This window comes from Pseudomonas sp. UBA4617, assembly GCF_002386445.1.
Taxonomy (GTDB): Bacteria; Pseudomonadota; Gammaproteobacteria; order Pseudomonadales; family Pseudomonadaceae; genus Aquipseudomonas.
Window position 1 is genome coordinate 56,787 of sequence record NZ_DGIR01000005.1, and the last position, 23,269, is coordinate 80,055.

19 protein-coding genes are annotated in these 23,269 nt (G+C 64.0%); 6 read left to right on the forward strand and 13 right to left on the reverse strand.

All coding sequences use genetic code 11. The features are described from left to right. Window positions 1-69 precede the first annotated feature (69 nt). A complete protein-coding gene (locus B4L76_RS01315) occupies window positions 70-291 on the forward strand; it encodes a VF530 family protein (protein ID WP_296229953.1) in 222 nt (73 codons plus the stop codon). 1 nt (window position 292) lies between these two features. Further along, entirely contained in the window at window positions 293-934 is a 642-nt protein-coding gene (locus B4L76_RS01320) for a Pr6Pr family membrane protein (protein ID WP_296229954.1), read from the forward strand. Between the two features lie 90 nt (window positions 935-1,024). Here B4L76_RS01320 and B4L76_RS01325 read toward each other — a convergent pair whose 3' ends face one another. The 3 genes from B4L76_RS01325 to B4L76_RS01335 form a co-directional block, all read right to left on the reverse strand. Beyond that, complete coding sequence (locus B4L76_RS01325) at window positions 1,025-1,786, reverse strand: siderophore-interacting protein (protein WP_296229955.1); 762 nt, start codon at window positions 1,784-1,786, stop codon at window positions 1,025-1,027. Further along, window positions 1,779-2,324, reverse strand: a complete 546-nt coding sequence (locus B4L76_RS01330; RefSeq protein ID WP_296229956.1) for a PadR family transcriptional regulator — start codon at window positions 2,322-2,324, stop codon at window positions 1,779-1,781. Before B4L76_RS01330 ends, B4L76_RS01325 begins: the two co-directional genes overlap by 8 nt. Window positions 2,325-2,412: 88 nt before the next feature. Continuing rightward, window positions 2,413-5,562, reverse strand: a complete 3,150-nt coding sequence (locus B4L76_RS01335; RefSeq protein WP_296229957.1) for a transglycosylase domain-containing protein — start codon at window positions 5,560-5,562, stop codon at window positions 2,413-2,415. 162 nt (window positions 5,563-5,724) lie between these two features. Here B4L76_RS01335 and B4L76_RS01340 point away from each other — a divergent pair, with 162 nt between their 5' ends. Together B4L76_RS01340 and B4L76_RS01345 are read left to right on the forward strand one after the other, a co-directional pair. Beyond that, window positions 5,725-5,934 (forward strand): hypothetical protein, encoded by a 210-nt coding sequence (locus B4L76_RS01340; RefSeq protein WP_296229958.1) that lies wholly within the window; start codon window positions 5,725-5,727, stop codon window positions 5,932-5,934. 20 nt (window positions 5,935-5,954) lie between these two features. Beyond that, window positions 5,955-7,373: an amino acid permease gene (locus B4L76_RS01345; RefSeq protein ID WP_296229959.1), complete on the forward strand. Its 1,419-nt coding sequence runs from the start codon at window positions 5,955-5,957 to the stop codon at window positions 7,371-7,373. Window positions 7,374-7,413: 40 nt separating this feature from the next. Here B4L76_RS01345 and B4L76_RS01350 read toward each other — a convergent pair whose 3' ends face one another. Then, complete coding sequence (locus B4L76_RS01350; RefSeq protein WP_296229961.1) at window positions 7,414-9,033, reverse strand: FMN-binding glutamate synthase family protein; 1,620 nt, start codon at window positions 9,031-9,033, stop codon at window positions 7,414-7,416. Window positions 9,034-9,172: 139 nt separating this feature from the next. After that, window positions 9,173-13,447, reverse strand: a complete 4,275-nt coding sequence (locus B4L76_RS01355; RefSeq protein ID WP_296229962.1) for an Lhr family helicase — start codon at window positions 13,445-13,447, stop codon at window positions 9,173-9,175. A gap of 132 nt (window positions 13,448-13,579) precedes the next feature. Here B4L76_RS01355 and B4L76_RS01360 point away from each other — a divergent pair, with 132 nt between their 5' ends. After that, on the forward strand, window positions 13,580-13,993 hold the full coding sequence (locus B4L76_RS01360; RefSeq protein WP_296229964.1) for an NUDIX hydrolase: 414 nt from the start codon (window positions 13,580-13,582) through the stop codon (window positions 13,991-13,993). Here the strand turns inward: B4L76_RS01360 and metR are convergent. Beyond that, entirely contained in the window at window positions 13,977-14,894 is a 918-nt protein-coding gene (gene metR / locus B4L76_RS01365) for a transcriptional regulator MetR (RefSeq protein ID WP_225779011.1), read from the reverse strand. The genes B4L76_RS01360 and metR overlap by 17 nt on opposite strands. 196 nt (window positions 14,895-15,090) lie before the next feature. Between metR and B4L76_RS01370 the strand changes: the two genes are divergently transcribed. After that, complete coding sequence (locus B4L76_RS01370) at window positions 15,091-16,086, forward strand: alpha/beta fold hydrolase (protein WP_296229967.1); 996 nt, start codon at window positions 15,091-15,093, stop codon at window positions 16,084-16,086. 42 nt (window positions 16,087-16,128) lie between these two features. Here B4L76_RS01370 and B4L76_RS01375 read toward each other — a convergent pair whose 3' ends face one another. The 7 genes from B4L76_RS01375 to B4L76_RS01405 all read right to left on the reverse strand — a co-directional run bounded on the left by B4L76_RS01375 (window position 16,129) and on the right by B4L76_RS01405 (window position 23,002). Further along, window positions 16,129-16,464 (reverse strand): GlpM family protein, encoded by a 336-nt coding sequence (locus tag B4L76_RS01375; RefSeq protein ID WP_296229969.1) that lies wholly within the window; start codon window positions 16,462-16,464, stop codon window positions 16,129-16,131. A 26-nt stretch (window positions 16,465-16,490) separates the two neighbouring features. Further along, window positions 16,491-17,819, reverse strand: a complete 1,329-nt coding sequence (locus tag B4L76_RS01380) for a sigma-54-dependent transcriptional regulator (RefSeq protein ID WP_296229971.1) — start codon at window positions 17,817-17,819, stop codon at window positions 16,491-16,493. Continuing rightward, the gene (locus tag B4L76_RS01385) at window positions 17,816-19,720 is read right to left on the reverse strand and encodes a sensor histidine kinase (RefSeq protein ID WP_296229973.1); all 1,905 of its coding nucleotides are present in this window, start codon (window positions 19,718-19,720) and stop codon (window positions 17,816-17,818) included. Before B4L76_RS01385 ends, B4L76_RS01380 begins: the two co-directional genes overlap by 4 nt. A 72-nt stretch (window positions 19,721-19,792) precedes the next feature. Beyond that, a complete protein-coding gene (locus tag B4L76_RS01390; RefSeq protein WP_003258023.1) occupies window positions 19,793-20,527 on the reverse strand; it encodes an amino acid ABC transporter ATP-binding protein in 735 nt (244 codons plus the stop codon). After that, entirely contained in the window at window positions 20,524-21,195 is a 672-nt protein-coding gene (locus tag B4L76_RS01395; RefSeq protein ID WP_296229975.1) for an amino acid ABC transporter permease, read from the reverse strand. The genes B4L76_RS01390 and B4L76_RS01395 overlap by 4 nt, the downstream gene beginning before the upstream one ends. Then, window positions 21,196-21,942 carry an amino acid ABC transporter permease gene (locus B4L76_RS01400; RefSeq protein ID WP_296229976.1) on the reverse strand — a complete coding sequence of 249 codons (747 nt, stop codon included), beginning with the start codon at window positions 21,940-21,942 and terminating at the stop codon, window positions 21,196-21,198. It abuts the gene before it with no gap. 142 nt (window positions 21,943-22,084) lie between these two features. Continuing rightward, window positions 22,085-23,002 (reverse strand): glutamate/aspartate ABC transporter substrate-binding protein, encoded by a 918-nt coding sequence (locus tag B4L76_RS01405; protein ID WP_296229977.1) that lies wholly within the window; start codon window positions 23,000-23,002, stop codon window positions 22,085-22,087. Window positions 23,003-23,269: the final 267 nt, after the last annotated feature.

Below are 23,269 nucleotides of genomic sequence, written 5' to 3' on the forward strand. Positions count from 1 at the left end.
GTTGATACGACTGATCCCGCCCGCCACTACACTCGTGTAAGGTGCGCATCTTTCCCACGGAGCACTGGCATGAGCACGGCCCAACACAACGCGCTGCACGGCAAGACCCTTGAACAGATCCTCACTGAACTGGTGGCGCACTACCAATGGCAGGGCCTGGCCGAGCGCGTCGATGCGCGTTGTTTCAAGAGCAACCCGAGCATCAAGTCGAGCCTGACCTTCCTGCGCAAGACCCCCTGGGCGCGGGAAAAAGTGGAGCAGTTGTACGTGAAACTGCAGCGCAACGCCTGACATGCCGCGCCGTCCCTGGCTGACCGGCATGGCCGTGCTGGGCTGGTTCGGCCTGACCGTGCAGGTGTACCTGGTGCTGCTGGCGCGTTGGCAGGAACAGGCCAGCCTGATTGGCGGCTTGATCAACGTATTCGGCTACTTCACTGTATTGACCAATACCTTGGTGGCGACGGTGCTGAGTTACGCAGCGTTTGGTCGCGAAGGGGCTGGCAAACGCTTTTTCCTCTCGCCGTCAGTGAGTTCGGCGGTGGTCACCAGTATCGTCCTGGTGGCGCTGGCTTACAGCGTGTTACTGCGCCACTTGTGGCAACCGCAGGGTTGGCAGTGGCTGGCGGACGAGTTGCTGCACGACGTGATGCCGGCGCTGTTTGCCTTGTACTGGTGGGTTGAGACGCCCAAGGGCACGCTGCGATTATGGCACCTTGCGGCTTGGGCATTGTACCCGGCGGTATATTTTGCCTATGCGTTGTGGCGCGGCAGCGAGATTGGCGTGTACGCCTACCCGTTCATCGATGTGGCGGGCCTGGGATATGCGCAGGTGCTGCTCAACGCCCTCGGCGTGTTGGCGGGGTTCTGGGGCATCGGGCTTGTGGTGTTGGGGCTGGATCGGTGGATCGGCGTGCGCCGGCCATCAGCTGGGTGAGCCGGCTCCTGAGGGAAAAGCGCAGGAGCCAAGGCGTGCACGTCCGCATGGGGGCTTGCCCGCGAAGACGCCAGGACCGGCGACAACCCTTCAGTCGTCGTCCACAGTCCCATCGGCACGCCAGTAGGCCGCGGCCTTCAGTGCATTTTCAGGTACCCCCTTTTCCAGCAACAGCGCCTTGGCCTGGCGGGTCAGGGTTTTCTCAAGTGCCACCCAGCCGTACAACCGGCCTGGCGGCAAGCTCAGGTTCTTCACCAGGGCCAGCAGGTCCTCCTGGTGCCGACGTACCCAAATCACCTCCACCTGTGCCTTGCTCGGCAGTGGCTGGCGTTCCTGTTCGTCCTCGATCTGGATGAGCGCCAGCACCTGGCGACCTGCGGGCAATTCCTCCAACCGGCGGGCAATGGCCGGAATAGCGGTTTCGTCCCCAATCAGCAAGTAGCTGTCGAACATATCCGGCACCACCATCGACGCCCGCGGCCCGGCGATGTCCAGCGTATGCCCGGGTGCGGCCTGAGCGGCCCAGGTCGAGGCAGGGCCGTCGCCGTGCAACACGAAATCGATGTCCAGTTCGTTGGCCACCAGGTCGACGCGCCGGGGCGTGTACTCGCGCATGGTCGGCCGTGCTCCACCGTCCTTGCCGAGGCTACGGGCTTCGATGCTCTGCACTTGCTCGGGCGTTTCGGCGAACAGCAGTTTGATGTGGTCATCGCTGCCCACGCTGGTGAAGCCCTGCAGCTCGGCCCCGCCCAAGGTGATACGGCGCATGCGTGGGGTCAGTTCGGTGACCCGCAATACCTGCAGGCGGCGTTGGCGGATCTCGTGATTGACGCGATAGATGGTGTCACTCATGGGGTGTCTCCCTGACAGGCTCGGTCGGCCCGGAGGCGATGGCTTTGGCGGCGTGGTTGAGCAGGTCGCGGACCCGCTCGATTTCTTCCGGCGTCCAGCGGCCACTGTGCATGTGCAGTGCATGGCGCAGGTTGCCGACCGCTTCGTGGATCTCGGGCGGGCGGTCGTGGCCGCGCAGGGCGCGTTTGCTGACCTCGATGCGCATGCGTACGCCATCCAGGGCAACAGCCTGTTCGGCCAAGGCGGTGCGGCCGGCATCGGTGATGGCATAGAGACGTTTGCTGCCCTGCACCTGGCCGGCGATCAGCTCGGCCTCCTCGAGGAAATTCAGCGTTGGGTAGATCACACCGGGGCTTGGGCTGTAGCTGCCATCGAACAGATTCTCGATCTGGCGGATCAGGTCGTAGCCGTGGCCGGGCTGCTCGGCAAGCAGGGCCAGCATCAACAGTTTGAGGTCGCCAGGGGCGAATACGCGTGGGCCGCGTTCGCCGCGGCCGGGGCGTCGCTCGAACAGGTCGTGGGGGGAATGTTCGCGCATGTGGGCTGGGCTCCGTCGTTTGCGATATATCGCAAGATATTACTCAAGATATATCTAAAGACAAGCCATAACTGCGGATGATTATCATCTAATTATTCGATGTACTTTTATCCGACTGGCCGCGCTGCGCTGCCACCTGCGGCACTCTGCACTCGTTCGGATTACCTGGTTGCAGGTATGGCAGGAGGATGGGGGCCATGCCCTTGAGCACCTGCACCGGCAGTGCCGAAGTGAACGTGAATGCTTCTGCCGAGCGCCCGGGCACGAACGCGGTCAAGGTGCCGAAGTGGTTGTCGCCCAGGAAGAACACGAACGTGGCGGTACGGTTGAGCGAACGCGAGCCGATCAGGCGGCCACCGGCGCCGAAACTTTCGATGCGGTTGTCACCGGTACCGGTCTTGCCGCCCATGACCAGCGGCGTACCGTCCTGCAACTTGAAGCTGCCGGAAATACGCCGCGCAGTGCCTGCATCCACCACTTGTGACATGGCGCCTTTGAGGGCGCGCGCCACTTCCACCGGCAAGATCCGCACGCCCCGGTCCGGGTCGGTGATCAGCTTGGTCTCGTACGGCGTGTTGGCGGCGAAATGCAGGGTGTCGATGCGCAAGGTCGGCAGGCGTACGCCGTCGTTCTGGATGATGCCTACCAGTTCGGAGAGGGCGGCGGGGCGGTCGCCCGAGCTACCGATCGCAGTGGCCAGCGAGGGCACCAGGTGGTCGAAGGGATAGCCCACACGCTTCCAGCGCTGGTGAATGTCGAGGAATGCTTCGATTTCCACCATGGTGCGAATGCGGCTGTCGCGGGCCCCCTGGTGGCGGCTCTTGAACAACCAGCCGTACACCTCCTGGCGTTCGAAGCGGCTGGCGTTGACCATTTCAGTCAAGGTCGAGCTGGGGTTCTTCAGCAGGTAGCCGAGCAGCCACAAGTCCAGGGGGTGCACCTTGGCGATGTAGCCCTGGTCAGGCAAGTCATACTTGCCCGGCCCGTAGGCGTCGTACATCTCCGACAGCCGGCCGTCGGTCAGTTTGCCCAGGGCGGCCTTGTCACCCTTGAGGTGGGCGCGGACGAAGGCGTTGAAGGTTTCCTGCCCGGCCTCGGGGAACAGGTAGCGGTGCACCGCAGCCAGCCGTTGCGGGGTGACGCGCATGCTGTCGAGGAAGGTGTCCAGGCGTTGTTGCGAGGTCTTGCGCTGGTATTTCTTCCAGAAGCGCATCAGGTAGTTGGTGCCTTCCTTGTCGGCGAAACGGGCCAGGTATTCCTGGCGGCGCGGGTCGCTGTCGTCCTTGAGCAACGGCAGGCGGTTGTATGGCTGCTGGTAGGTCACGTAACGCACCAGGTCGCGCATCAGGCGGATGAACGGCAGGTTGATCGATTCGCGCAACGCGTCCTTGAGGGTCGGGTTGCGGCTGTTGTCTTCCTTGCGGAAGTTGTTGAATACATGCATACCCCCACCGGTGAAGAAGGCTTCGCCGGTGTTGGCCGAATACTTGCGTTCCAGCGCGGCATCGAGCATGGCGTCCAGGCTCTGGTTCTTGCTGTTCTGCGCGAGCCATTCCAGCGACCACTGGGTGATGCGGTCGAGTTCGGCGACTTCGACTTTCTTCAACTCGGCGGCAGGTTTGCCGGCGTACTTGTCGTGCAGCTCGGCGATGATTTCCAGGTAGGTGGTGAGCACGCGCAGCTTGGCGGTGGAGCCCAGCTCCAGCTTGCTGCCTTCGTTGATGTCGAAAGGCTGGTCGGTGCTGTCGGTTTGCACCCGTACCCGCGAGCCATCGGCAGTGCGCTCGAACAAAGTGAAGCTGTAGCTCACCTGGTCGGTGGTCTTGGTCGTCAGCAGGCGCTCACCAATCAGGCCAATCTGTGCGGCGAACGCGGGGTCGGCAAGGTTCTTCAGGTACTGGCTGACCTGTACCTGGAGGTCAGCCTGCAGGGTGCTGGTGGCCGACAGGTCGAGGCGGTCAAGGTCGTACAACGGGCGGTTGAGCATGGCCGCCAGGCGGTTGCGCGCCAGGCTGATGCCCTTGTTGGTGACGATCGGCACGATGGTCGGTTGCGCTACCCAGTCGCGGTAAACCACCTTGCTGGCCAATGCGGCGTTAGCCAGCGGCTGTTCGATGACCTTGTTGGCAGCCAGTACGCGAATGTGCGCATCGGTCAGCTCCGCCAGCTCGATCCGCCCCTTGGACAGGTAGTGCGAGGGGCGGCGCTGGGCAATCATCAATGACAGTACCTGGCGCAGCGCCAGACCGCGCGCGGCCATGCTTTCGGGGTCACTGGCGGTGGACATCAGGGCCTGGTTGACCTGGTCGAAATCGGCGCCGTACCACACCCGCAGGCCTTCGGCCATGCCATGCACTTCGCCATGCCCTGGCACTGCCGACAACGGCACACTGTTGAGGTAGTCACGCACGATACGCTGGCGTGCCTCGGTGGTGTCGGGGCCACCCTGGTAGGCTCGCACGCTGGCAGAAATCATCTGGCGAATCTTTTCGGCGCCCGAGACGGTCAGGCCGTCCGGTGAATGTCGGTACTTTTCCAGCTGCGTAGCCAGGGTGCTGCCACCCGCGGACTGGCCGGGCAAGGCCAGGTACTTGGCCACCTGGCTATAGGCAGCCTTGGCGAAGCGCGGCCAGTCCACGGCCGGGTTGTTGCGTGGGTCCTTGGTGTCGAGCAGGTCGCGGTTTTCGATGAACAGCAGGCTGTTGACCATTACCGGCGGTATCGCGGCAAAGTCCGGATACAGGTATTGCGGGTACTTGTACTGGTACAGCGTGTCGCCGCGGCAGTCGGTAATCGATAGCCCGGCCTGGATCTTCTCGATGTAAGGGGCGAACAAACCATGCTCGACGTAGTTCATCAGCGCCGGCGAGAACCGCACCTGCTCGCTGATCAGGTAGTCGCGCTTGAGCAGGCGCGGCAGGAACTCCCCCAGGGCGCTGTAGCCCAGGCGTTTGTCAAACGGGCCTTCACCAGGGTAGACGATGGCATCGCTGGGGCCTGGCTGCAGCGAATAGGTGAGGGTAGTGGCCAGCTTGCTGAATTCCCGCGACTGCAGGTTGGAGGTGCGGAACTCGTCGTACGCAGCGAAGCCAATGGCCACCAGCGCCACCAGCAGGATAAGAATGATCAGCCGCCACCATAGCCGGCGTTGACGGGGGGACTTGGGTTGTGGCGTCTCGGCCGGAGGTAGGTCGGGTGCTTCCGTTCTGGTTGGTTCCGATTGCCACAGTGCGCCCATAGTCTTCTATCCGGCCAAGTGTTTTCGTCTTGCTTGTCTGAAGCTTAGACGTTGAGCGGGGCAGGTGAAAAATTTGTAGGAAGCCGAGAAAAGTGCATTGGGACTATGCGGCTTTGGTGTGGGTTTCTTCGTCGGACGATGTTGCTATGGTGCCAGGCGGCGATGTCCAAGACCGCCGTATGCCCCGGAAAACTCGCTGATTATTTCGGTATATATAGCGAAAATCCCTACAGCGGTGTTCCTATACTGCTTGCCCCTTCGACCTGCCGGACGCTCTATTCCGGCACTCGAGCCGGCCCACAAGGCCAGTTCGGCAAGCCAACGCTCGGCCTATCGGCCTGGCCGGTGCTGCACGAAGGTCAAATCCAATAACAAAACGAGGTTGTATTGCTATGCCAGTCGGCAACCACCCTGCCCACGGCCATGCCACTGATGGCGGCCCGCTCAAGCGTGAACTGGGCGAACGGCACATCCGTCTGATGGCGCTGGGCGCCTGTATCGGCGTCGGTCTTTTCCTCGGTTCGGCCAAAGCCATCGAAATGGCCGGCCCCGCCATCATGCTGTCCTATATCATCGGTGGCTTGGCCATTCTGGTGATCATGCGCGCCCTTGGTGAAATGGCCGTGCACAATCCCGTCGCCGGTTCGTTCAGCCGCTATGCCCAGGACTACCTCGGCCCGCTGGCGGGCTTCCTTACCGGCTGGAACTACTGGTTCCTGTGGCTGGTGACCTGCGTGGCGGAGATTACCGCGGTAGCCATCTATATGGGCATCTGGTTCCCCGACGTACCGCGCTGGATCTGGGCCCTGGCGGCGCTGGGCAGCATGGGCGCGGTCAACCTGGTGGCGGTCAAGGCGTTCGGTGAATTCGAGTTCTGGTTCGCTTTGATCAAGATCGTCACCATCATCGCCATGGTCCTTGGTGGCATTGGCATCATTGCCTTCGGCCTGGGCAATGACGGCGTAGCGGTGGGTATCTCCAACCTGTGGAGCAACGGCGGCTTCATGCCCAACGGCGTGACCGGCGTGCTGATGTCGCTGCAGATGGTGATGTTCGCCTATCTGGGCGTGGAAATGATCGGCCTGACCGCTGGTGAAGCACGCAACCCGCAGAAGACCATTCCGCACGCCATCGGCTCGGTGTTCTGGCGCATCCTGCTGTTCTACGTCGGTGCGCTGTTCGTGATCCTGTCGATCTACCCGTGGAACGAAATCGGCAGCCAGGGCAGCCCGTTCGTCATGACCTTCGAACGCCTCGGCATCAAGACCGCCGCCGGCATCATCAACTTTGTGGTGATTACCGCCGCGCTGTCCTCGTGCAACGGCGGCATCTTCAGCACCGGGCGCATGCTCTACAGCCTGGCGCAGAACGGCCAGGCCCCGGCCGCCTTCGCCCGTACCTCGAAGAACGGCGTGCCGCGCAATGCGCTGCTGCTGTCGATCGGCGCGCTGCTGCTGGGCGTGCTGGCCAACTACCTGGTGCCGGAGAAGGTCTTCGTCTGGGTGACTTCGATCGCCACCTTTGGTGCGATCTGGACCTGGGTCATGATTCTGCTGGCGCAATTGAAGTTCCGCGCCGGCCTCGGCAGCGCCGAGCGCAACGCACTGCAATACCGTATGTGGCTATGGCCGCTTAGCTCCTACCTGGCCCTGGCCTTCCTGGTGCTGGTGGTTGGCCTGATGGCGTACTTCGAGGATACCCGCGTGGCGCTGTATATCGGCCCGGCGTTCCTGGTGCTGCTGACGGTGCTGTACTACGCCTTGCGCCTGGCGCCGAAAGAAGCGCAGGGCGCGGCAGGCACGGTTTCCTGATCCAGGGTTCCTGGGGGCGCTTTGCGGCCCCAGGGGCCCATCAGGCCGCCATTTCACTGTTCGGTTCAAAGCTGTCCGCGCGCGCCAGCTGCCACATGCGCGAATAGAACTGGCCATTCACCTCGCCGGTCAGCAGTTCACCCGGTTTCAGGAACACATGCATCTGCGAGAACAGCTTGATCTCGGTAGCGGAGATGCGCCGCACCAGGTGCTTGGCTTCCAGCTGTGCTGGATGCTCCAGGCCCGCTGCCGCGAGCATCTCGGCCAGCGCACGCAAGGTGTTGTGGTGGAAATTGAATACCCGCTGGGCCTTGTCCGGCACCACCAGCGCGCGCTGGCGCAGCGGGTCTTGCGTGGCCACGCCGGTCGGGCACTTGTTGGTGTGGCAGCTCTGCGACTGAATGCAGCCGATGGCGAACATGAAGCCGCGCGCCGAGTTGGCCCAGTCGGCACCGATGGCCAGCACGCTGGCGATGTCAAAGGCGCTGACAATCTTGCCGCTGGCGCCAAGCTTGATCTTGTCGCGCAGGTTCAGGCCAACCAGCGTGTTGTGCACGAACAGCAGGCCTTCGCGCAACGGTACGCCGATGTGGTCGGTGAACTCCACCGGCGCGGCGCCGGTGCCGCCCTCCTTGCCATCGACGACGATGAAGTCGGGCAGGATGCCGGTTTCCAGCATGGCTTTGGCGATGCCCATGAACTCCCATGGGTGGCCCAGGCAGAACTTGAAGCCCACTGGTTTTCCGCCAGACAGTTCACGCAGCCGGGCGATGAACTGCATCATCTCGATGGGGGTGGAGAAGGCGCTGTGACGTGACGGTGAAATGCAGTCTTCGCCCATCAGTACACCACGGGTCTCGGCGATTTCCCGGGTCACCTTGTGCTTGGGCAGGATGCCGCCGTGGCCGGGCTTGGCACCCTGGCTCATCTTGATCTCGATCATCCGCACCTGCGGGCTGCGTGCCTGGGCGGCGAAACGTTCGGGGTCGAAGCGCCCATCCGGCGTGCGGCAGCCGAAGTAGCCGCTGCCCAGTTCCCAGACCAGGTCGCCACCGTGTTCGCGATGATAGGGGCTGATGCTGCCTTCGCCGGTGTCATGGTGAAAATTGCCTAGCTTGGCGCCCTGGTTGAGCGCGCGAATGGCGTTGGCACTGAGCGAGCCGAAGCTCATGGCCGAAATGTTGAAGATCGACGCCGAATACGGCTGGCTGCACTGCGGCCCGCCGACCACAACGCGGAAGCTTGCCGGGTCGGCCAGTGGCGCCGGGCGCATGGAGTGGCCGATGAACTCGAATCCGGACGCGTACACGTCGATCAGGGTACCGAACGGTTTGTCCGAGGCTTCGTTCTTCGCCCGCGCATACACCAGCGAGCGCTGGGCACGCGCGAACGGCAGGGCATCGCTGTCGGCCTCCAGCAGGTACTGGCGGATCTCCGGGCGAATGGCCTCGACCAGGTAGCGGATGTTGCCCAGGATCGGGTAGTTGCGACGTACCGCATGGCGTTGCTGCAGCAGGTCGAACAGGCCGATCAGGCTGAGGACGGCGCTGGTCAGGGTGAATGGCCACAACCATTCATGGTGGATGAACGGCAGGCTCGCCAGGGTGAACAGCACACAGGCGGCGAAAAAGGCATAGCGGCTGAGAAGTGACAGGCTCATACAGGGTCCTTGCGATGGCGCGGTCAGGCTCGGGGCCTGGGGCAAACCCCGACCATAGCCAAGTTGCAAGGCTGTGCAAAATTAAATCGAGGTAGCGAGAAGCATTCCCGCGTTGCTGCAGATTGGTCCTGGCAACGCTTCAACGCGGGGCGCGCAGCAGTTTCTGCCGCCAGCTTTCCTGCTCCTGGGCTGGCGCCTCGACCAGGAACGAATAGCGTCCGGCCACCCGTACTGCCACCGCTACCCCATCGCGATACAGCAGGCGGTTGCCAGTGACCGCCGGCACCTTCGCCCCCGGCAACAATGACCCGATCAGGTTCAACGGGTCACTGGCACTTACTGCTACCAGCGCCCCGTCCTGCTCGCGGCGGCGTACCTGGCGCAGCTGCGCTACCGCCTCCGGCAAGGCGAACTGTTCCCCCGCCAGCCCGGCGATGAAGCGCCCGCCACGAATCTCGCCGCGCGCCTCGAGCCGGTGGTAGCAACGCAGCAGCTCGCGCCATGGCGGCAGCACGTCGCTTTCGCGCTCCAGCAGGCGCCAGCAGACCACACCATAGCGTCTCAACAGGGCCCGGGCGATGTGCTCCAGGCGCTGGCTTTCTTCCACTTCACCGCGGCGCAACAAGGCCCAGCGCCCGGCATCGGACATGCTGCTGGACAGCGGCGGGTGGCCACGTCGGCTGTTGCGGGATGTGCGCTTCGCCGCCGGGGTGATCAGGCTGCGCAGGCCGGTGAAGCTGTCTGCCCCGGCTAGACCGGCGCCCACCAGCTCCTGCAGGGCCGTCTCGAGTTCGCTGGGCAGCAGGTGGGCATCCTGGATCAGTTCCTCGAAGAACAGCGCGCCGTGTGCCTGCAATACTTCGTGCACGCGTTGCGCCCGCGCGCCGAGGCTTTCCAGGGCGGGCACCGGGGCGAGGCTGCGCCATACGTTCAGGTGCTGGCGTGGTAGCAGCACCAGCGGCGTGCTGGACAAGGTACTGCTCGACACCGTCGTCGCCAGGCGGCTCCAGGCAAACTGCCCGCTGCGGCAGGCATCGTCGAGCCAGTGCGGGCTGTAGTCCTCGATGCGGGCCGGCAGCAGTTCAGCCTCCCAGGCGCCAGCCGCGCTCGGAAAGCCTTGCAGCTGGCCCAGCACCTCGGCAACGGCGGCCGGTCCGCGCAGGCGGTGGCCATCGGCCATGTGCTGCCAGTCGAACAGAAAGCGCATGAAGTCCTGCAGGCTGACCGGCTCGATTTCCCGGCGCAGGCGTTTGACCGTGTAGCGGTGGATGCGCGCCAGCAAATGGCGCTCGCACCACTGCAGGTCGCTTGTGCCCGGGCTGAAATGGCCGCGCAGTACATAGCCTTCGGCTTCCAGACGGGCCAGGGCCTGTTCGATGGCCTGCGCCGGCTTGCCCAGCGGTGCGGCGATCTGTGCCTGGGTCAGCGGGCCGTGGCCGCTGAGACGGGCGCGCAGCAGTTCGGCAAGCGCGTCGTCCGCGTCGGTAGCCTGAGCGAAGCCGGGCAAAACCGCCAGCGCCGGCTCCAGCCGGGCACCGGGGTACAGCGTGTGCAACAGGCTCAAGCGTTCGCGCGCCAGCCACAGCCCTTCTTCCACCAGGCGCATGGCCCGCCCGGCTCTGGCCAACTGGCGCAATAGCATGTCCCAACTGGCGTTTTCCCGCACTTCGTCCTGGCTGATGGCGCCCAGCCCCATCAACGCTTCATGCATTTCGTCGGCATTAGCGGGCTGCGGCCAGGCCTCCGCGGCCACCGCAGCAATCGCCTCGGCATCCAGCGCGCCCAGGTCGTCGCCGCTGTGTACCTCGTTCCAGCGCCGACTGAGCACGGCCTGGGTGCGCCGTTCTTCCAGCGGGGCGTCATCCAGGAAGGCATAGGGCCGGGCATTGAGAATGGCCGAAGCCAGCGGCGAAGGCGCCGGCAGGTCGCGGCACAGCAGGCGCACCGAGCCGCTTTCCATGCGCCGTAGCAGTGCCAGCCAGCCTTCGCTGTCCATCGCTTCGTGCAGGCAGTCATCCAGGGTTTGCTCGACCAGCGGGTGATCGGGAATCTGCCGCTCGCCGGCGATGTTTTCCAGGCAGGCGATCTGGTCGGGGAACACGGCGGCTACCAGGTCTTCGCTCTTTATCCGCTGGATCTGTGGCGCCACCTTGCGGCCGCCGACGAAGCGCGGCAAGGCCATGGCCACGCTGGCGTTCCAGCGCCAGCGTACGCCGAACAACGGCGCATCGAGCAGGGCCTGGACGAGGATCGGTTCGGCGCTGCGGCTGTTCAGGTAACGCCATACCTCGTCCAGCTCGAAACTGTGGCTGGTGGACAGCGACAGCACGATGGCGTCCTCGCTGGCGGCTGCCTGCAACTCGAAGTTGAAAGTACGGCAGAAGCGCTTGCGCAGCGCCAGGCCCCAGGCGCGGTTGATGCGGCTGCCATAGGGGGAGTGGATGATCAGCTGGGTACCGCCGGATTCATCGAAGAAGCGCTCCATCACCAGCGTCTCCTGCGAGGGCAAGGCACCCAGCACTTCACGGGTGCGGGCCAGGTAGTCCAGCAGCTGGCTGGCGCAGTCCTCGCCCAGGTCGAAGGTTTCCTGCAACCACGCCAGCACTGCGGCCAGGTTGCCGCCGGCCTGCGCCAGGCGCTGGTCGATCTGCGCCTGCAGCCGTGCCACTGCGGCAGACAGCTCGTCACTTCGCCCGGGCGCCTCGCCCAGCCAGAACGGAATGGTCGGCGGCAGGCCTTGCGCATCTTCCACCCGCACCCGGCCCGGTTCCACGCGCAAGATGCGGTAGGAGGCGTTACCGAGCTGGAAGATATCGCCGGCGATGCTTTCCACGGCAAAGTCTTCGTTGACGCTGCCGATGTTCAGCGCCTGTGGCTCGAGCAACACGGCGTAGTCGGCATTGTCGGGGATGGTGCCGCCACTGGTCAGAGCGGTCAGCTGGCTGCCACGGCGGCCGCGCAAGGTGCCGCTGACCGCGTCGCGGTGCAGGTAGGCGCTGCGTACGCCCTGACGGCCGTTATAGCCTTCGGCGAGCATGCGCAGCAGGCCCTGGTAGTGTTGCAGGTCAAGTTCGGCGTAGGGCGTGGCCTGGCGCAGGCAGTCGTACAAGGCCTGTTCGTGCCACGCCTGGTTGCTGGCCTCGGCAACGATCTGCTGGGCGAGTACGTCCAGTGGCGCCCGGGGAATATGGAGTTCGTCCAGCTCGCCGCGGCGGACGCAGTCGAGCAGGGCTACGCATTCGATCAGGTCATCGCGCGAGGTCGGGAACAGCCGCCCCTTGGGCACGCCATCAACCTGGTGGCCGGCGCGGCCAACCCGCTGCAGGAAGGCCGCGATCGAGCCTGGCGAGGCGATCTGGCAGACCAGGTCGATGTCGCCGATGTCAATGCCAAGCTCCAGCGACGCGGTGGCCACCAGCACCTGCAACTGGCCACGTTTCAAGCGTTGCTCCGCATCCAGGCGCAGCTCCTTGGCCAGGCTGCCGTGGTGCGCGGCCACCGCCTCCTTGCCTAGCCGATCGCTGAGGTGGCGAGTGATGCGTTCGGCCAGGCGCCGGGTATTGACGAACACCAGGGTGGTACGGTGCTGCCGTGCCAGCGCGGCCAGGCGGTCGTAGACCAGACCCCAGACATCGGTGGCCATTACCGCGCCAAGCGGTACCGGAGGCACTTCGATGGCCAGGTCGCGCTGCCGTGCATGGCCAACATCGACGAGTGCGCAGGGACGCCCGGTGCCGACCAGGAATTGCGCCACCCGCTCGACCGGGCGTTGCGTGGCCGACAGGCCGATGCGCCGCAGTGGTCGCCGGCACAGGGCCTGCATACGCTCCAGGGTCAATGCCAGGTGGGCGCCGCGCTTGTTGCCAGCCAATGCGTGGATCTCATCGACGATCACCGTGTGCACGCTGGCCAGGCCCTCGCGGCCCGAAGCCGAGCCCATCAGCACGTAGAGCGATTCGGGTGTGGTCACCAGGATGTGCGGTGCCAGCCTGCGCATGGCGGCGCGTTCCTTTTGTGGCGTATCGCCGGTGCGCACGGCCGTGGTGATGCGCGGGGCGCTGAGGCCCTGTTCGACAAGGGCCTGGCTGATGCCTTCGAGCGGGGCCTGCAGGTTCAGGCGGATATCGTTGGACAGCGCCTTCAGGGGCGAAACGTAAACCACCTGGGTTTGTGCAGGCAGCCCGCCCTGGTGCTCCAGGCCCTGGCGGAACAGTTCGTCGAGCACGGCCAGGAATGCGCTGAGGGTCTTGCCTGAGCCGGTCGGCGCCGCCAGCAGCATTGACTGGCCTGCATGGATCAACGGCCAGGCCTGTGCCTGGGCATCGGTCACCGTGGCGAAGTGACGACGGAACCAGGTGCGCACGGCGGGGTGGAACCGTTCGAGCACCGGGTGGTGTTTGGCGGGCAGGTTCATGTGGTGGTTATGGCGGGTGCGGGGCGGGTTGGCAAGGGGCCGTTCGTCAGGCCGGTAGAGGAAACCTTGGCCTTGTCAGTACAACCGCCCCATGGGATTCTCCCCGGCCCCTGATTCGAGTGAGCCGAACCCATGCCCAACACCATCCGCATCGCCGCCGCCCTGCTCATCGACCCCCAGGGCCGTACCCTGCTGGTACGCAAGCGCGGCACCCAGGCCTTCATGCAACCCGGCGGCAAGATCGATGCTGGCGAAACCCCGGTTCAGGCCCTGGTGCGCGAGCTGCATGAGGAACTGGGCCTGCGCATCGACCCGGCCCAGGCGGTGCACCTGGGCCAGTTCAGCGCCCCAGCCGCCAACGAGCCCGGCTTCGAGGTGCAGGCCGAACTGTTCCGTGTCGACAGCGCCGCAGCCGTGGTCCCGGCTGCAGAAATCGAAGAGGTGGCATGGCTGGCCGCTGACCAGACACCCACCATGCCGCTGGCCCCCTTGACCCGCGACCTGATCCTGCCGATGTACCACCAGGCGCTCAACGCACCGCGCTGACGCCATCGAGGGTGGCGAACGAGGTGTCCTTGGCGGTCAACAGGAAGTCACGCATGTACGGCGCATCGAGCATGTCGGTGCGCACCGCGGCATAAAGCGTGGCGAACAGGCCTTTTTCGCCCAGGCGCTTGCCCTTGACGTAGCCGCGCGAGCTGTATTCGTGCAGCGCCCAGTGCGGCATGCCACACACGCCCCGGCCGCTGGCCACCAGTTGCATCATCATCACCGTCAGCTCCGAGGTGCGTACGGCGGCCGGCTCGATGTCGGCTGGCTCCAGAAAGCGGGTGAAGATATCCAGGCGGTCACGCTCTACCGGGTAGGTGATCAGCGTCTGGTCGAGCAGGTCCTGTGGCACGATATAGGGCTTGCTGGCCAATGGATGCTGGTTGGCCACCGCCAGCATTGCCTCGTAGGTGAACAGTGGCACGTAGGTGATACCCGCCAGGTCCACCGGGTCGGAGGTCACTACCAGGTCGAGGTCGCCACGGGCCAGGGCCGGCAGCGGGGCGAAGGCAAAGCCGGAGGCGAGGTCCAGTTCCACTTCCGGCCAGGCATCCCGGAACTGGTCGATGGTCGGCATCAGCCACTGGAAGCAGCTGTGGCATTCGATGGCCATGTGCAGGCGCCCGGCGGTGCCGCCGGCCAGGCGGGCGATGTCCCGTTCGGCGCCACGCAGCAGCGGCAGGGTGGCATCGGCCAGTTGCAGCAGGCGCAGCCCGGCGCTGGTGAAGCGGATCGGCTTGGTCTTGCGCACGAACAGCGGCATGCCCAGGCGCTCTTCCAGCTCCTTGAACTGGTGCGAAAGTGCGGACTGCGTCAGATGCAGGCGTTCGGCCGCCTCCACCAGGCTGTCGGCCTCGCGCAGGGCATGAAGGGTTTTCAGGTGACGGATCTCCAGCACAGCCGACTCCGGTGATTCTATTTGGGAAGACAAGGTATGAGTTGAGTTTCCCTCATGTTGCAAACGCTGTCGACCGGGCGGTTGGTCACACCGCCTGGCGGGCGTCATCAAACTGTCACCGAACTGTGGCAGCGCGCCCGAACAGAATTCATCAGAATCGCGCTCTACTGGGGATCTGCATTCTGGTATTTCTTTCATGCGGGCTTTTTGGCTATTTGTTTTCTTCGTGCTCGGCGTACCTGCTGGCTTCGCCGAGCAGCACTGTGATGCCCGGGTGCCGGTGCAGCGCGCCGAGCTGGGGGCGGTGAGCCTGGTCTACCAGAGCGTCGGCGCGCCGCGCGACCCTGCCTTGCTGCTGGTCATGGGCCTGGGCGGGCAGCTCATCCATTGGCCGGACGACGTGGTCGAGGCGTTGTGCCGCCAGGGTTTTCGGGTGATTCGCTACGACAACCGCGATGTCGGCCTGTCACGCTGGAACCAGCTGCCAGCGTCGGCCAACCTCACGGTCGAACTGCTGCGTTACAAGCTGGGGCTACCGGTGGCTGCGCCCTATACCCTGAGCGACATGGCGGACGACGGCTTGCACCTGATGGACGCACTGGGGGTGCGCCAGTTCCATGTGTTGGGGGTCAGCATGGGTGGCATGATCGCCCAGCACCTGGCAGCCATGGCGCCGGGGCGTGTACGCAGCCTGACGCTGGTTATGTCCAGTTCCGGGGCGGCGGGGTTGCCGGCGCCGGCTCCGGCGTTGGTGCAACTGCTGGCCCGGCGCAGCGCAGCGAGCCGCGAAGTGGCCATCGAGCAGCAGGCCGACCTGCTGGCTGCGTTGGGCAGCCCTGAGGTGGCAGATGACCGTGCCGCCTTGCTGCAACAGGCGGCGGAGGCCTACGACCGCGCCTTCAACCCCGAGGGGGCCAAGCGTCAGATCATGGCGATACTGGCCGAGCCGAGCCGGGTCGAGCTGCTCAACCAGCTACGGCTGCCTACTTTGGTGGTGCACGGCACCGCCGATCCACTGCTGCCAGTGATGCATGGCGTGCATCTGGCGGCACATATTCAAGGTAGCCAGTTGCGTTTGATACCAGGATTGGCGCACCGCTTCCAGGAGCCGTTCAAGGCGCCGTTGCTGGGGGCGGTGTTGCCCTACCTGCAGGCGCACCGGCAGGATGTCACGCACATCGCAGGGCTGTGAATTTCCATCCTTCAATGCTGGTGCGCTCCTGCAAGGCCTGCGTCAGTGCATCCGCACCCACAAGGTCACCAGCACGGTCGCGGCCATCAGCCAGGCTATCGTGGCCAGGGCCAGCGAGGCCTCCAGGCGCATGCGGTCGACCAGTACATACAAGGTCGCCAGGTACACGAAGTACGGAATGATCGACCACATGCCAAACAGGATGGTGGTCTTCAGGTCGGCGATACTGCGCCCCTTGCCGACGATGTAATGGGCGATCAGGGCAAAGGTGGGAAACAGCGGTACCAGCCCGGCGATGTAGTAGTTGCGCGTTTTTGACAGCACTGCCAGCAGCACTACCACACCCGCACCGAGTGCGGCCTTGAAAAGCAGATCCACGTTGTCTTTCCCGTTGCGGTTTGAGGTCAGCCGAGGCCGTATTTCTTCACTTTGTCGAACAGCGTGGTCTTGGCCATGCCCAGCTCCTGGCTGGCCTGGCTGAGGTTGCCGCCTGTACGTTGCAGCGCGTCGCTGAGCAGGTTGCGCTCGAACGCTTCCACCGCCTCGGCAAAGCCCAAGCCCTGGCTGGCGCCGCCGCTGGGGCCCTTCTTGAACGCCGGCAGGCCAAGGGCATAGCGTTCGGCCACGTTGCGCAACTCGCGCACATTGCCCGGCCAGTCGTGCGCCATCAGGCGCGACAGGGTCTGGCTGTCCAGCGTCGGTATCTCACGGTCGAAACGCAGGGCCGACTGCTGCAGGAAGTGTTCGAACAGTTGCAGGATATCTTCGCGGCGCTCGCGCAACGGCGGCAACTCCAGGGTCACCACGTTCAGCCGGTAGTACAGGTCGCTGCGGAACTGGCCGCTCTGGCCCATGGCATCCAGGTCGGACTTGGTCGCAGCGATCACCCGGCAATCCACCGCAATGCTCTGGTTCGAACCCAGCCGCTCCAGGGTGCGTTCCTGCAGCACGCGCAGCAGCTTGATCTGCAGGTTGATCGGCATGCTTTCCACTTCGTCGAGGAACAGCGTGCCACCATTGGCGTGTTCGATCTTGCCGATGCGCCGTTTGCCGGCACCGGTGAAGGCGTTGGCCTCGTGGCCGAAAATCTCGCTTTCAAACAGGTTCTCCGGCAGTCCACCACAGTTCAGGGCCACGAACGGCTGGCCGTGGCGGCGGCTGAAATCGTGCAGGCAGCGGGCGACCAGTTCCTTGCCGGTGCCGGTTTCGCCTTCGATCAGCACGTTGGCCGAGGTATCGGCCACGTTGGCAATCAGCTCGCGCAGCTGTTGCATGGCCGGCGAGCGGCCGATGATGCGCCCCTCGAGGCTGCTTTGCTCCGCCAGCTGGCGACGCAGCGCCACCACTTCACGCGACAGCCCGCGCTGTTCGAGGGCGCGGCGCACCACGTCGACCAGCCGCTCGGGGGAAAATGGCTTCTCCATGAAGTCGTAGGCACCGTTGCGCATGGCACCGACGGCCATGTCGATATCGCCGTGGCCGGTGATCAGCACCACCGGCAGGCTGCGGTCGCGGGCCTTGAGACGGTTGAGTAGCTCCAGGCCATCGATGCCCGGCAGGCGGATATCGCTGACGACGATGCCGGCGAAGTCGTCGCCGATGCGTTCCAGCGCCTGCTCGGCGCTGCCTACGCCTTCACAGGCGATGTCTTCCAGGGCCAGCGCCTGCTGGCAGCCGAGCAGCACATGCGGGTCGTCTTCGACGATCAGGACGGTAAGGGGCGCTTGGTTCATGGGTGCTCTGCCGGTTCGCTAGGGGGGGAGACCAGTGGCAGGGCCAGGATGAAGGCCGTACCGCCGCTGGCGGGATGCTCGACGTTGAGACTGCCCTTGGCGGCGGCGGCGAGGCTCGCCGACAGGGTCAGGCCCAGGCCCAGGCCGTGTTCGCCCGGTTTGGTGGTGAAGAAAGGTTCGAACAGGTGCTTGCGCGCCTCGCTGTCGATGCCATGGCCGTTGTCGCGCACCTGTAAACGGTACTTGTCACCCTGCAGTTCACCTTCGAGCCACAATTGCGGCAATGGCTGCGCCGCCATGGCATCCAGGGCATTACCGATCAGGTTGACCAGTATCTGTTCCAGGCGGGTCTGGTCAATCGCCAGTTGCTGATCCTCGAACTGGCTGTGCACCTGCAGGTGGCAGGCGCTGATGCGGTTGGCCAGCACTTGCAAGGTGGCGTCGACCGCCTTGGCCAGCGAGGCCTGGCCACTGTCGTCGCTGCGTCGGGCAAACGAGCGCAGGCTGGCGGTGATGCGGCCCATGCGGTCGATCAGGTCGTTCATGGTGCGCAGGTTGGTGCTCGCGGTTTCCAGCGCCCCGCGCTCGAGGAAGCGCACGGTGTTGCCGGACAAGGTGCGCAGCGCCGCCAGCGGCTGGTTCAGTTCATGGGCAATGCTGGTGGACATCTGCCCGATGGCGGCCAGCTTGCCAGCCTGTACCAGTTCATCCTGGGCGTGGCGCAGGGTCTGCTCGGCATGCCGGCGCTCGCGAATCTGGCCCTTCAGGCGTTCGTTGCTGGCGCGCAGGTCGGCGGTGCGCTCGGCAATCCGTCGCTCCAGCTGGCTGTTGGCTTCCTGCAGCGCCTCGCGGGCTGCCAGGCGGGTGGCGATCACCTTGCGTCGCTCGTTCCAGGCAATGCCGAGGATCGCCAGCAGGGCGAACGCCACGCCCACCAGGATACCCTGCACCATGGATTCGCGGCGCAGGTCCTGCAACGGGGTCAGCAGGGTGAAGTGCCAGGGTGTATCGGCCAGGCGCCGGGTCTGGGCCAGGTAGGCCATCTCGCGGGTCTTGCCCTGTGCGGTCTCGCTGTTGGCCGGGAAGGTCAGTTTTTCCACGCCATCGGCCAGGATTTCCCGGGCCAGCGGTTGCAACTCGTTCAGCGGCCACCAGTAGTATTGCAGGCTGCGCGCCAGCCGCTCCTTGATCTGTGGGGTCAGCGGGCGCACCGACTTCAGGCGCCGCGCCGGGTCGCTGGAAAGGATGATGATGCCGTTCTCATCGCTGACGAACGCTTCCAGGCGGGCACGTTGCCAGCGCTCTTCGAGAGTATCCAGGCGCACCTTGATCACGGCCACGCCAATGATCTTGCCGTGCTCTTCCAGGCCATGGGCCAGGTAGTAGCCGGCTTCGCCGGTGGTGCTGCCGATGCCGTAGAAGCGCCCGGGCTCGCCGCGTACGGCAGTCTGGAAATAGGCGCGGAACGACAGGTCCTCGCCGAGGAACGAGTCGGCATCACGCCAGTTGCTGGTGGCCTGCACCCGGCCATTGGTGTCGAGCACGAAGATAGCCCGACTGCGGCTGCGCCGGTTCAGGCCTTCGAGGTATTCGTTGACGGTCTGACGCGAACCGCCGTCAGGGTCGGTGAGCAACTGCGAGACGCTGTCTTCCAGTTCGAGCAGGCTCGGCAGGTAAGTGTACTTGCTGATTTCGCTTTCGACCGTGCGTGCGTGCAGCTCCAGCTGGCGCTCGCCATTTTCGCTGAGGATGCGGATGCCGTTGCTCTCGCTGATCAGGTAGCCAGCCAACCCCAGGCCGACCATCAACAGGATGATCAGCGGCGGCAACAGCAATTGACGAAGCAGGCGGGATTTCACGGCAGGCTTGGCAGGGAGAAGAAGCGAAGGATCGCATTTCATCACAGTGGCCTTGTCACGACCAGCGCCACTGCCGGAAAGGGCAGCGGCGCCGACCGGTTCAATGAAGCAAAATCAATGCTGCAGGATCTTGCTGAGGAAGTGCTGGGTACGCTCGTGGCGGGCGCTCGGGTTACCGAAGAAGTCTTCCTTCTGGCAGTCCTCGATGATGTTGCCCTTGTCCATGAAGATCACGCGGTTGGCCACTTTGCGGGCGAAGCCCATTTCGTGGGTCACGCACATCATGGTCATGCCCTCATGGGCCAACTCGACCATCACGTCCAGTACTTCGTTGACCATTTCCGGGTCCAGCGCCGAGGTCGGCTCGTCGAACAGCATGACGATCGGGTCCATCGACAGGGCGCGGGCGATCGCCACGCGCTGTTGCTGGCCACCGGAAAGCTGGCCGGGGTGCTTCTTGGCGTGGGCACCGAGGCCGACGCGGTCGAGCAGGGCCAGGCCCTTCTTGGTCGCTTCCGCCTCGCTGCGGCCAAGCACCTTGCGCTGGGCGATGGTCAGGTTCTCGGTGATCGACAGGTGCGGGAACAGCTCGAAATGCTGGAACACCATGCCAACCCGTGAACGCAGCTTGGGCAGGTTGGTCTTGGGGTCGGCGATCGAGGTGCCGTCGACCACGATGTCACCTTTCTGGAACGGCTCCAGGGCGTTGACGCACTTGATCAGGGTGGACTTGCCCGAGCCCGACGGGCCGCAGACGACCACCACTTCACCTTTCTTGACCTCGGTGCTGCAGTCGGTCAGTACCTGGAAGTCCCCGTACCACTTGTTGACGTTCTTGATGGAAATCATACGGCGATCCTTTTTTGCAGGCGCTTGACCAGCCACGAAGCGGAGAAGCTGATGAGGAAATACACGACCCCGGCGAAGATGAGGAACTCATGGGAGCGCCCGATGATGTCACCGTTGGAGCGTGCCGAGTTGAGGAAGTCCACCAGGCCCACGGTATATACCAGCGAGGTGTCCTGGAACAGGATGATGCTCTGCTGCAGCAGCAGCGGGGTCATCTTGCGGAAGGCCTGGGGCAGGATGATCAGGCGCATGGTCTGGCCGTAGGTCATGCCCAGTGCCTGGGCCGCGCCCATCTGGCCCTTGGAGATCGACTGCACGCCGGCACGGACGATTTCGCAGAAGTACGCGGCCTCGAACATCATGAATGCCACCACGCACGAGGTGAAGGCACCGACCGGGGTGTCCTCGCCGGTGATCCAGCGCAGCACGAACGGCACCGCCAGGTAGAACCAGGTGATGACCAGCAGCAACGGGATCGAGCGGAAGTAGTTGACGTAGGCACCGGCCAGGTTCGACAGCAGCTTGTTCGACGACAGGCGCATCAGGGCCAGTATGGTTCCCAGCACGATGCCGCCGATCACGCCCATGATCATCAATTGCAGGGTCATGACCATGCCTTCCCACAGGGCGGGCAGGGCCGGGATGATTTCGCTGAAATCCATGTCCATTTATTTGCCCCCTACGGAAATCAGGCCGGGCACCGAGACTTTCTTCTCGACCATGCGCATCAGCAGCATCAGGCCCATGTTCAGGGTGAAGTAGATCAGCGTGGCCAGGGTGAAGGCCTCGAACAGGTTGGCCGAGAATTCGGCGGTCTGCTTGGTTTGTGCCAGCAGCTCCATCAGGCCGATCAGGGACGCTACCGAGGAGTTCTTGAACACGTTCAGGAATTCCGAGGTCAGTGGCGGAATGATGATCCGGTAGGCTTGCGGCAGCAGCACATTGGTGTAGATCTGCGGCAGGCTGAAGCCCATCGCGCGGGCAGCGGCTTCCTGGCCGCGGGGCAGCGCCTGGATACCGGTTCGCACTTGTTCGCAGACACGGGCGGCGGTGAACAGGCCCAGGCAGATGACCACGCTGATCAACGCCGAAGTGGTCGGGTTGAGGTCCTGCTTGAACCATTCCTGCAGGCCCTCTGGCAGCAGGTCTGGCACCAGGAAGTACCAGATGAACAGTTGCACCAGCAGCGGCACGTTGCGGAACAGTTCGACATAGGCGGTCGCGATGCCTGATACCAGACGGTTCGGCACGGTACGCATGACGCCCAGGATCGAACCCAGCAGCAAGGCGATGATCCAGGCAGAGATGGCAATGGCGATGGTCCAGCCCAGACCGGTGATGTACCAGTCCAGATAGGTTTCGCTGCCCACGCCGGTGGACTTGAAGAACACGCCCCAGTCCCAGTTGTAATTCATCGGGATTTCCCCTCAGACGGTTGTTTCACGGGCACCTTCCAACATCCGAGGGCACACCGCCCTCGGATGAAAGGTTAGACACTAACGGGTGGCCTGCCGGTTTAATTCGCGCTTTGCAGCGCTACAGGCCACAGGCTGGGGGTCAGGATTTCTTCTCGTCGGCGGCTTTGTCGGTCGGCTCGGCGATCAGTTTCTTCAGCTCTTCGCTCATCGGGAACTGCAGGTTCAGGCCCTTTGGCGGGATCGGCTGCTGGAACCACTTGTCGTAGCTCTTGTTGACTTCGCCCGACTTGAAGTAAGCGATGATGGCGTCATCCACCGCTTTCTTGAACGCTGCGTCATCCTTGCGCACCATGCAGCCATAGATTTCGTACGACTGAGGGGTACCGGTGATGACCCAGTCCGACGGCTTGCGCGCCTTGGCCATTTCGCCGGCGAGCAGGGCGTCGTCCATCATGAAGGCTACGGCACGGCCGCTTTCCAGCATGTTGAAGGCTTCACCGTGGTCCTTGGCGGAAATCACGTTCATCTTCATCTGCTTGTCGGCGTTCATCGCCTTGAGGATGCGTTCGGAGGTGGTACCGGCGGTGGTCACCACGTTCTTGCCGGCCAGGTCCGCGAAGTCCTTGTAGGCTGGCTGACCATCCTTGACCTTGGTCAGCAGACGGGTACCGACTTCGAAGATGCCGACCGAGAAGCCGACTTGCTGCTGGCGCTCGACGTTGTTGGTGGTAGAGCCGCACTCGAGGTCCACAGTGCCGTTCTGCACCAGCGGGATGCGGGTCTGGGAGGTGACGAGGTTGTAGCGGACCTTGATGTCCGTACCCAGTTGCTTCTTCAGGGCCTCGACGACAGCCAGCTGGATGTCATGCGAGTAGCCCACAGGCTCGGGTTTGCCGGCCAGGTAGGAAAACGGGATGGAGGAGTCGCGGTGGCCCAGGGTGATGGTGCCCGAGTCCTTGATCTTCTTCAGGGTGCCGGTCAGCTCTTCGGCCATGGCCGGCGAAGCGATCACGGCAGCCGCGATGGCGGCGCCCAGCAATTGACGAACGATGCGCATCAAATTTTCCTCGACGTGTTTGTTTTTTTTATGGAGCCGTTGGCGGACTCTTCGTTCAACGAATACAGCAAGAAGCGAGTGCATTCGGCTCCAAGTGTAGAGCATGAGTCGTGCCAAGCTCCCGATATCGATCATACCCCTTGATAAAACAAGCGGATGAACCTTTTTAGGCGAGCTGAGGCGTAACCATGCGTTCGGAAATCCGTATGGATTGAAACGTCTCGTTCGGTAATCCGATTGGGTGCGCAAAGGGAACGGCCGGCAGCA

Excerpts from the sequence above, each read along its gene's own strand:
- B4L76_RS01315 (WP_296229953.1), top strand. The coding sequence starts at position 70 with ATGAGCACGGCCCAACACAACGCGCTGCACGGCAAGACCCTTGAACAG.
- B4L76_RS01320 (WP_296229954.1), top strand. The coding sequence starts at position 293 with ATGCCGCGCCGTCCCTGGCTGACCGGCATGGCCGTGCTGGGCTGGTTC.
- B4L76_RS01325 (WP_296229955.1), bottom strand. The coding sequence starts at position 1,786 with ATGAGTGACACCATCTATCGCGTCAATCACGAGATCCGCCAACGCCGC.
- B4L76_RS01330 (WP_296229956.1), bottom strand. The coding sequence starts at position 2,324 with ATGCGCGAACATTCCCCCCACGACCTGTTCGAGCGACGCCCCGGCCGC.
- B4L76_RS01335 (WP_296229957.1), bottom strand. The coding sequence starts at position 5,562 with ATGGGCGCACTGTGGCAATCGGAACCAACCAGAACGGAAGCACCCGAC.
- B4L76_RS01340 (WP_296229958.1), top strand. The coding sequence starts at position 5,725 with ATGTCCAAGACCGCCGTATGCCCCGGAAAACTCGCTGATTATTTCGGT.
- B4L76_RS01345 (WP_296229959.1), top strand. The coding sequence starts at position 5,955 with ATGCCAGTCGGCAACCACCCTGCCCACGGCCATGCCACTGATGGCGGC.
- B4L76_RS01350 (WP_296229961.1), bottom strand. The coding sequence starts at position 9,033 with ATGAGCCTGTCACTTCTCAGCCGCTATGCCTTTTTCGCCGCCTGTGTG.
- B4L76_RS01355 (WP_296229962.1), bottom strand. The coding sequence starts at position 13,447 with ATGAACCTGCCCGCCAAACACCACCCGGTGCTCGAACGGTTCCACCCC.
- B4L76_RS01360 (WP_296229964.1), top strand. The coding sequence starts at position 13,580 with ATGCCCAACACCATCCGCATCGCCGCCGCCCTGCTCATCGACCCCCAG.
- B4L76_RS01370 (WP_296229967.1), top strand. The coding sequence starts at position 15,091 with ATGCGGGCTTTTTGGCTATTTGTTTTCTTCGTGCTCGGCGTACCTGCT.
- B4L76_RS01380 (WP_296229971.1), bottom strand. The coding sequence starts at position 17,819 with ATGAACCAAGCGCCCCTTACCGTCCTGATCGTCGAAGACGACCCGCAT.
- B4L76_RS01385 (WP_296229973.1), bottom strand. The coding sequence starts at position 19,720 with ATGAAATGCGATCCTTCGCTTCTTCTCCCTGCCAAGCCTGCCGTGAAA.
- B4L76_RS01390 (WP_003258023.1), bottom strand. The coding sequence starts at position 20,527 with ATGATTTCCATCAAGAACGTCAACAAGTGGTACGGGGACTTCCAGGTA.
- B4L76_RS01395 (WP_296229975.1), bottom strand. The coding sequence starts at position 21,195 with ATGGACATGGATTTCAGCGAAATCATCCCGGCCCTGCCCGCCCTGTGG.
- B4L76_RS01400 (WP_296229976.1), bottom strand. The coding sequence starts at position 21,942 with ATGAATTACAACTGGGACTGGGGCGTGTTCTTCAAGTCCACCGGCGTG.
- B4L76_RS01405 (WP_296229977.1), bottom strand. The coding sequence starts at position 23,002 with ATGCGCATCGTTCGTCAATTGCTGGGCGCCGCCATCGCGGCTGCCGTG.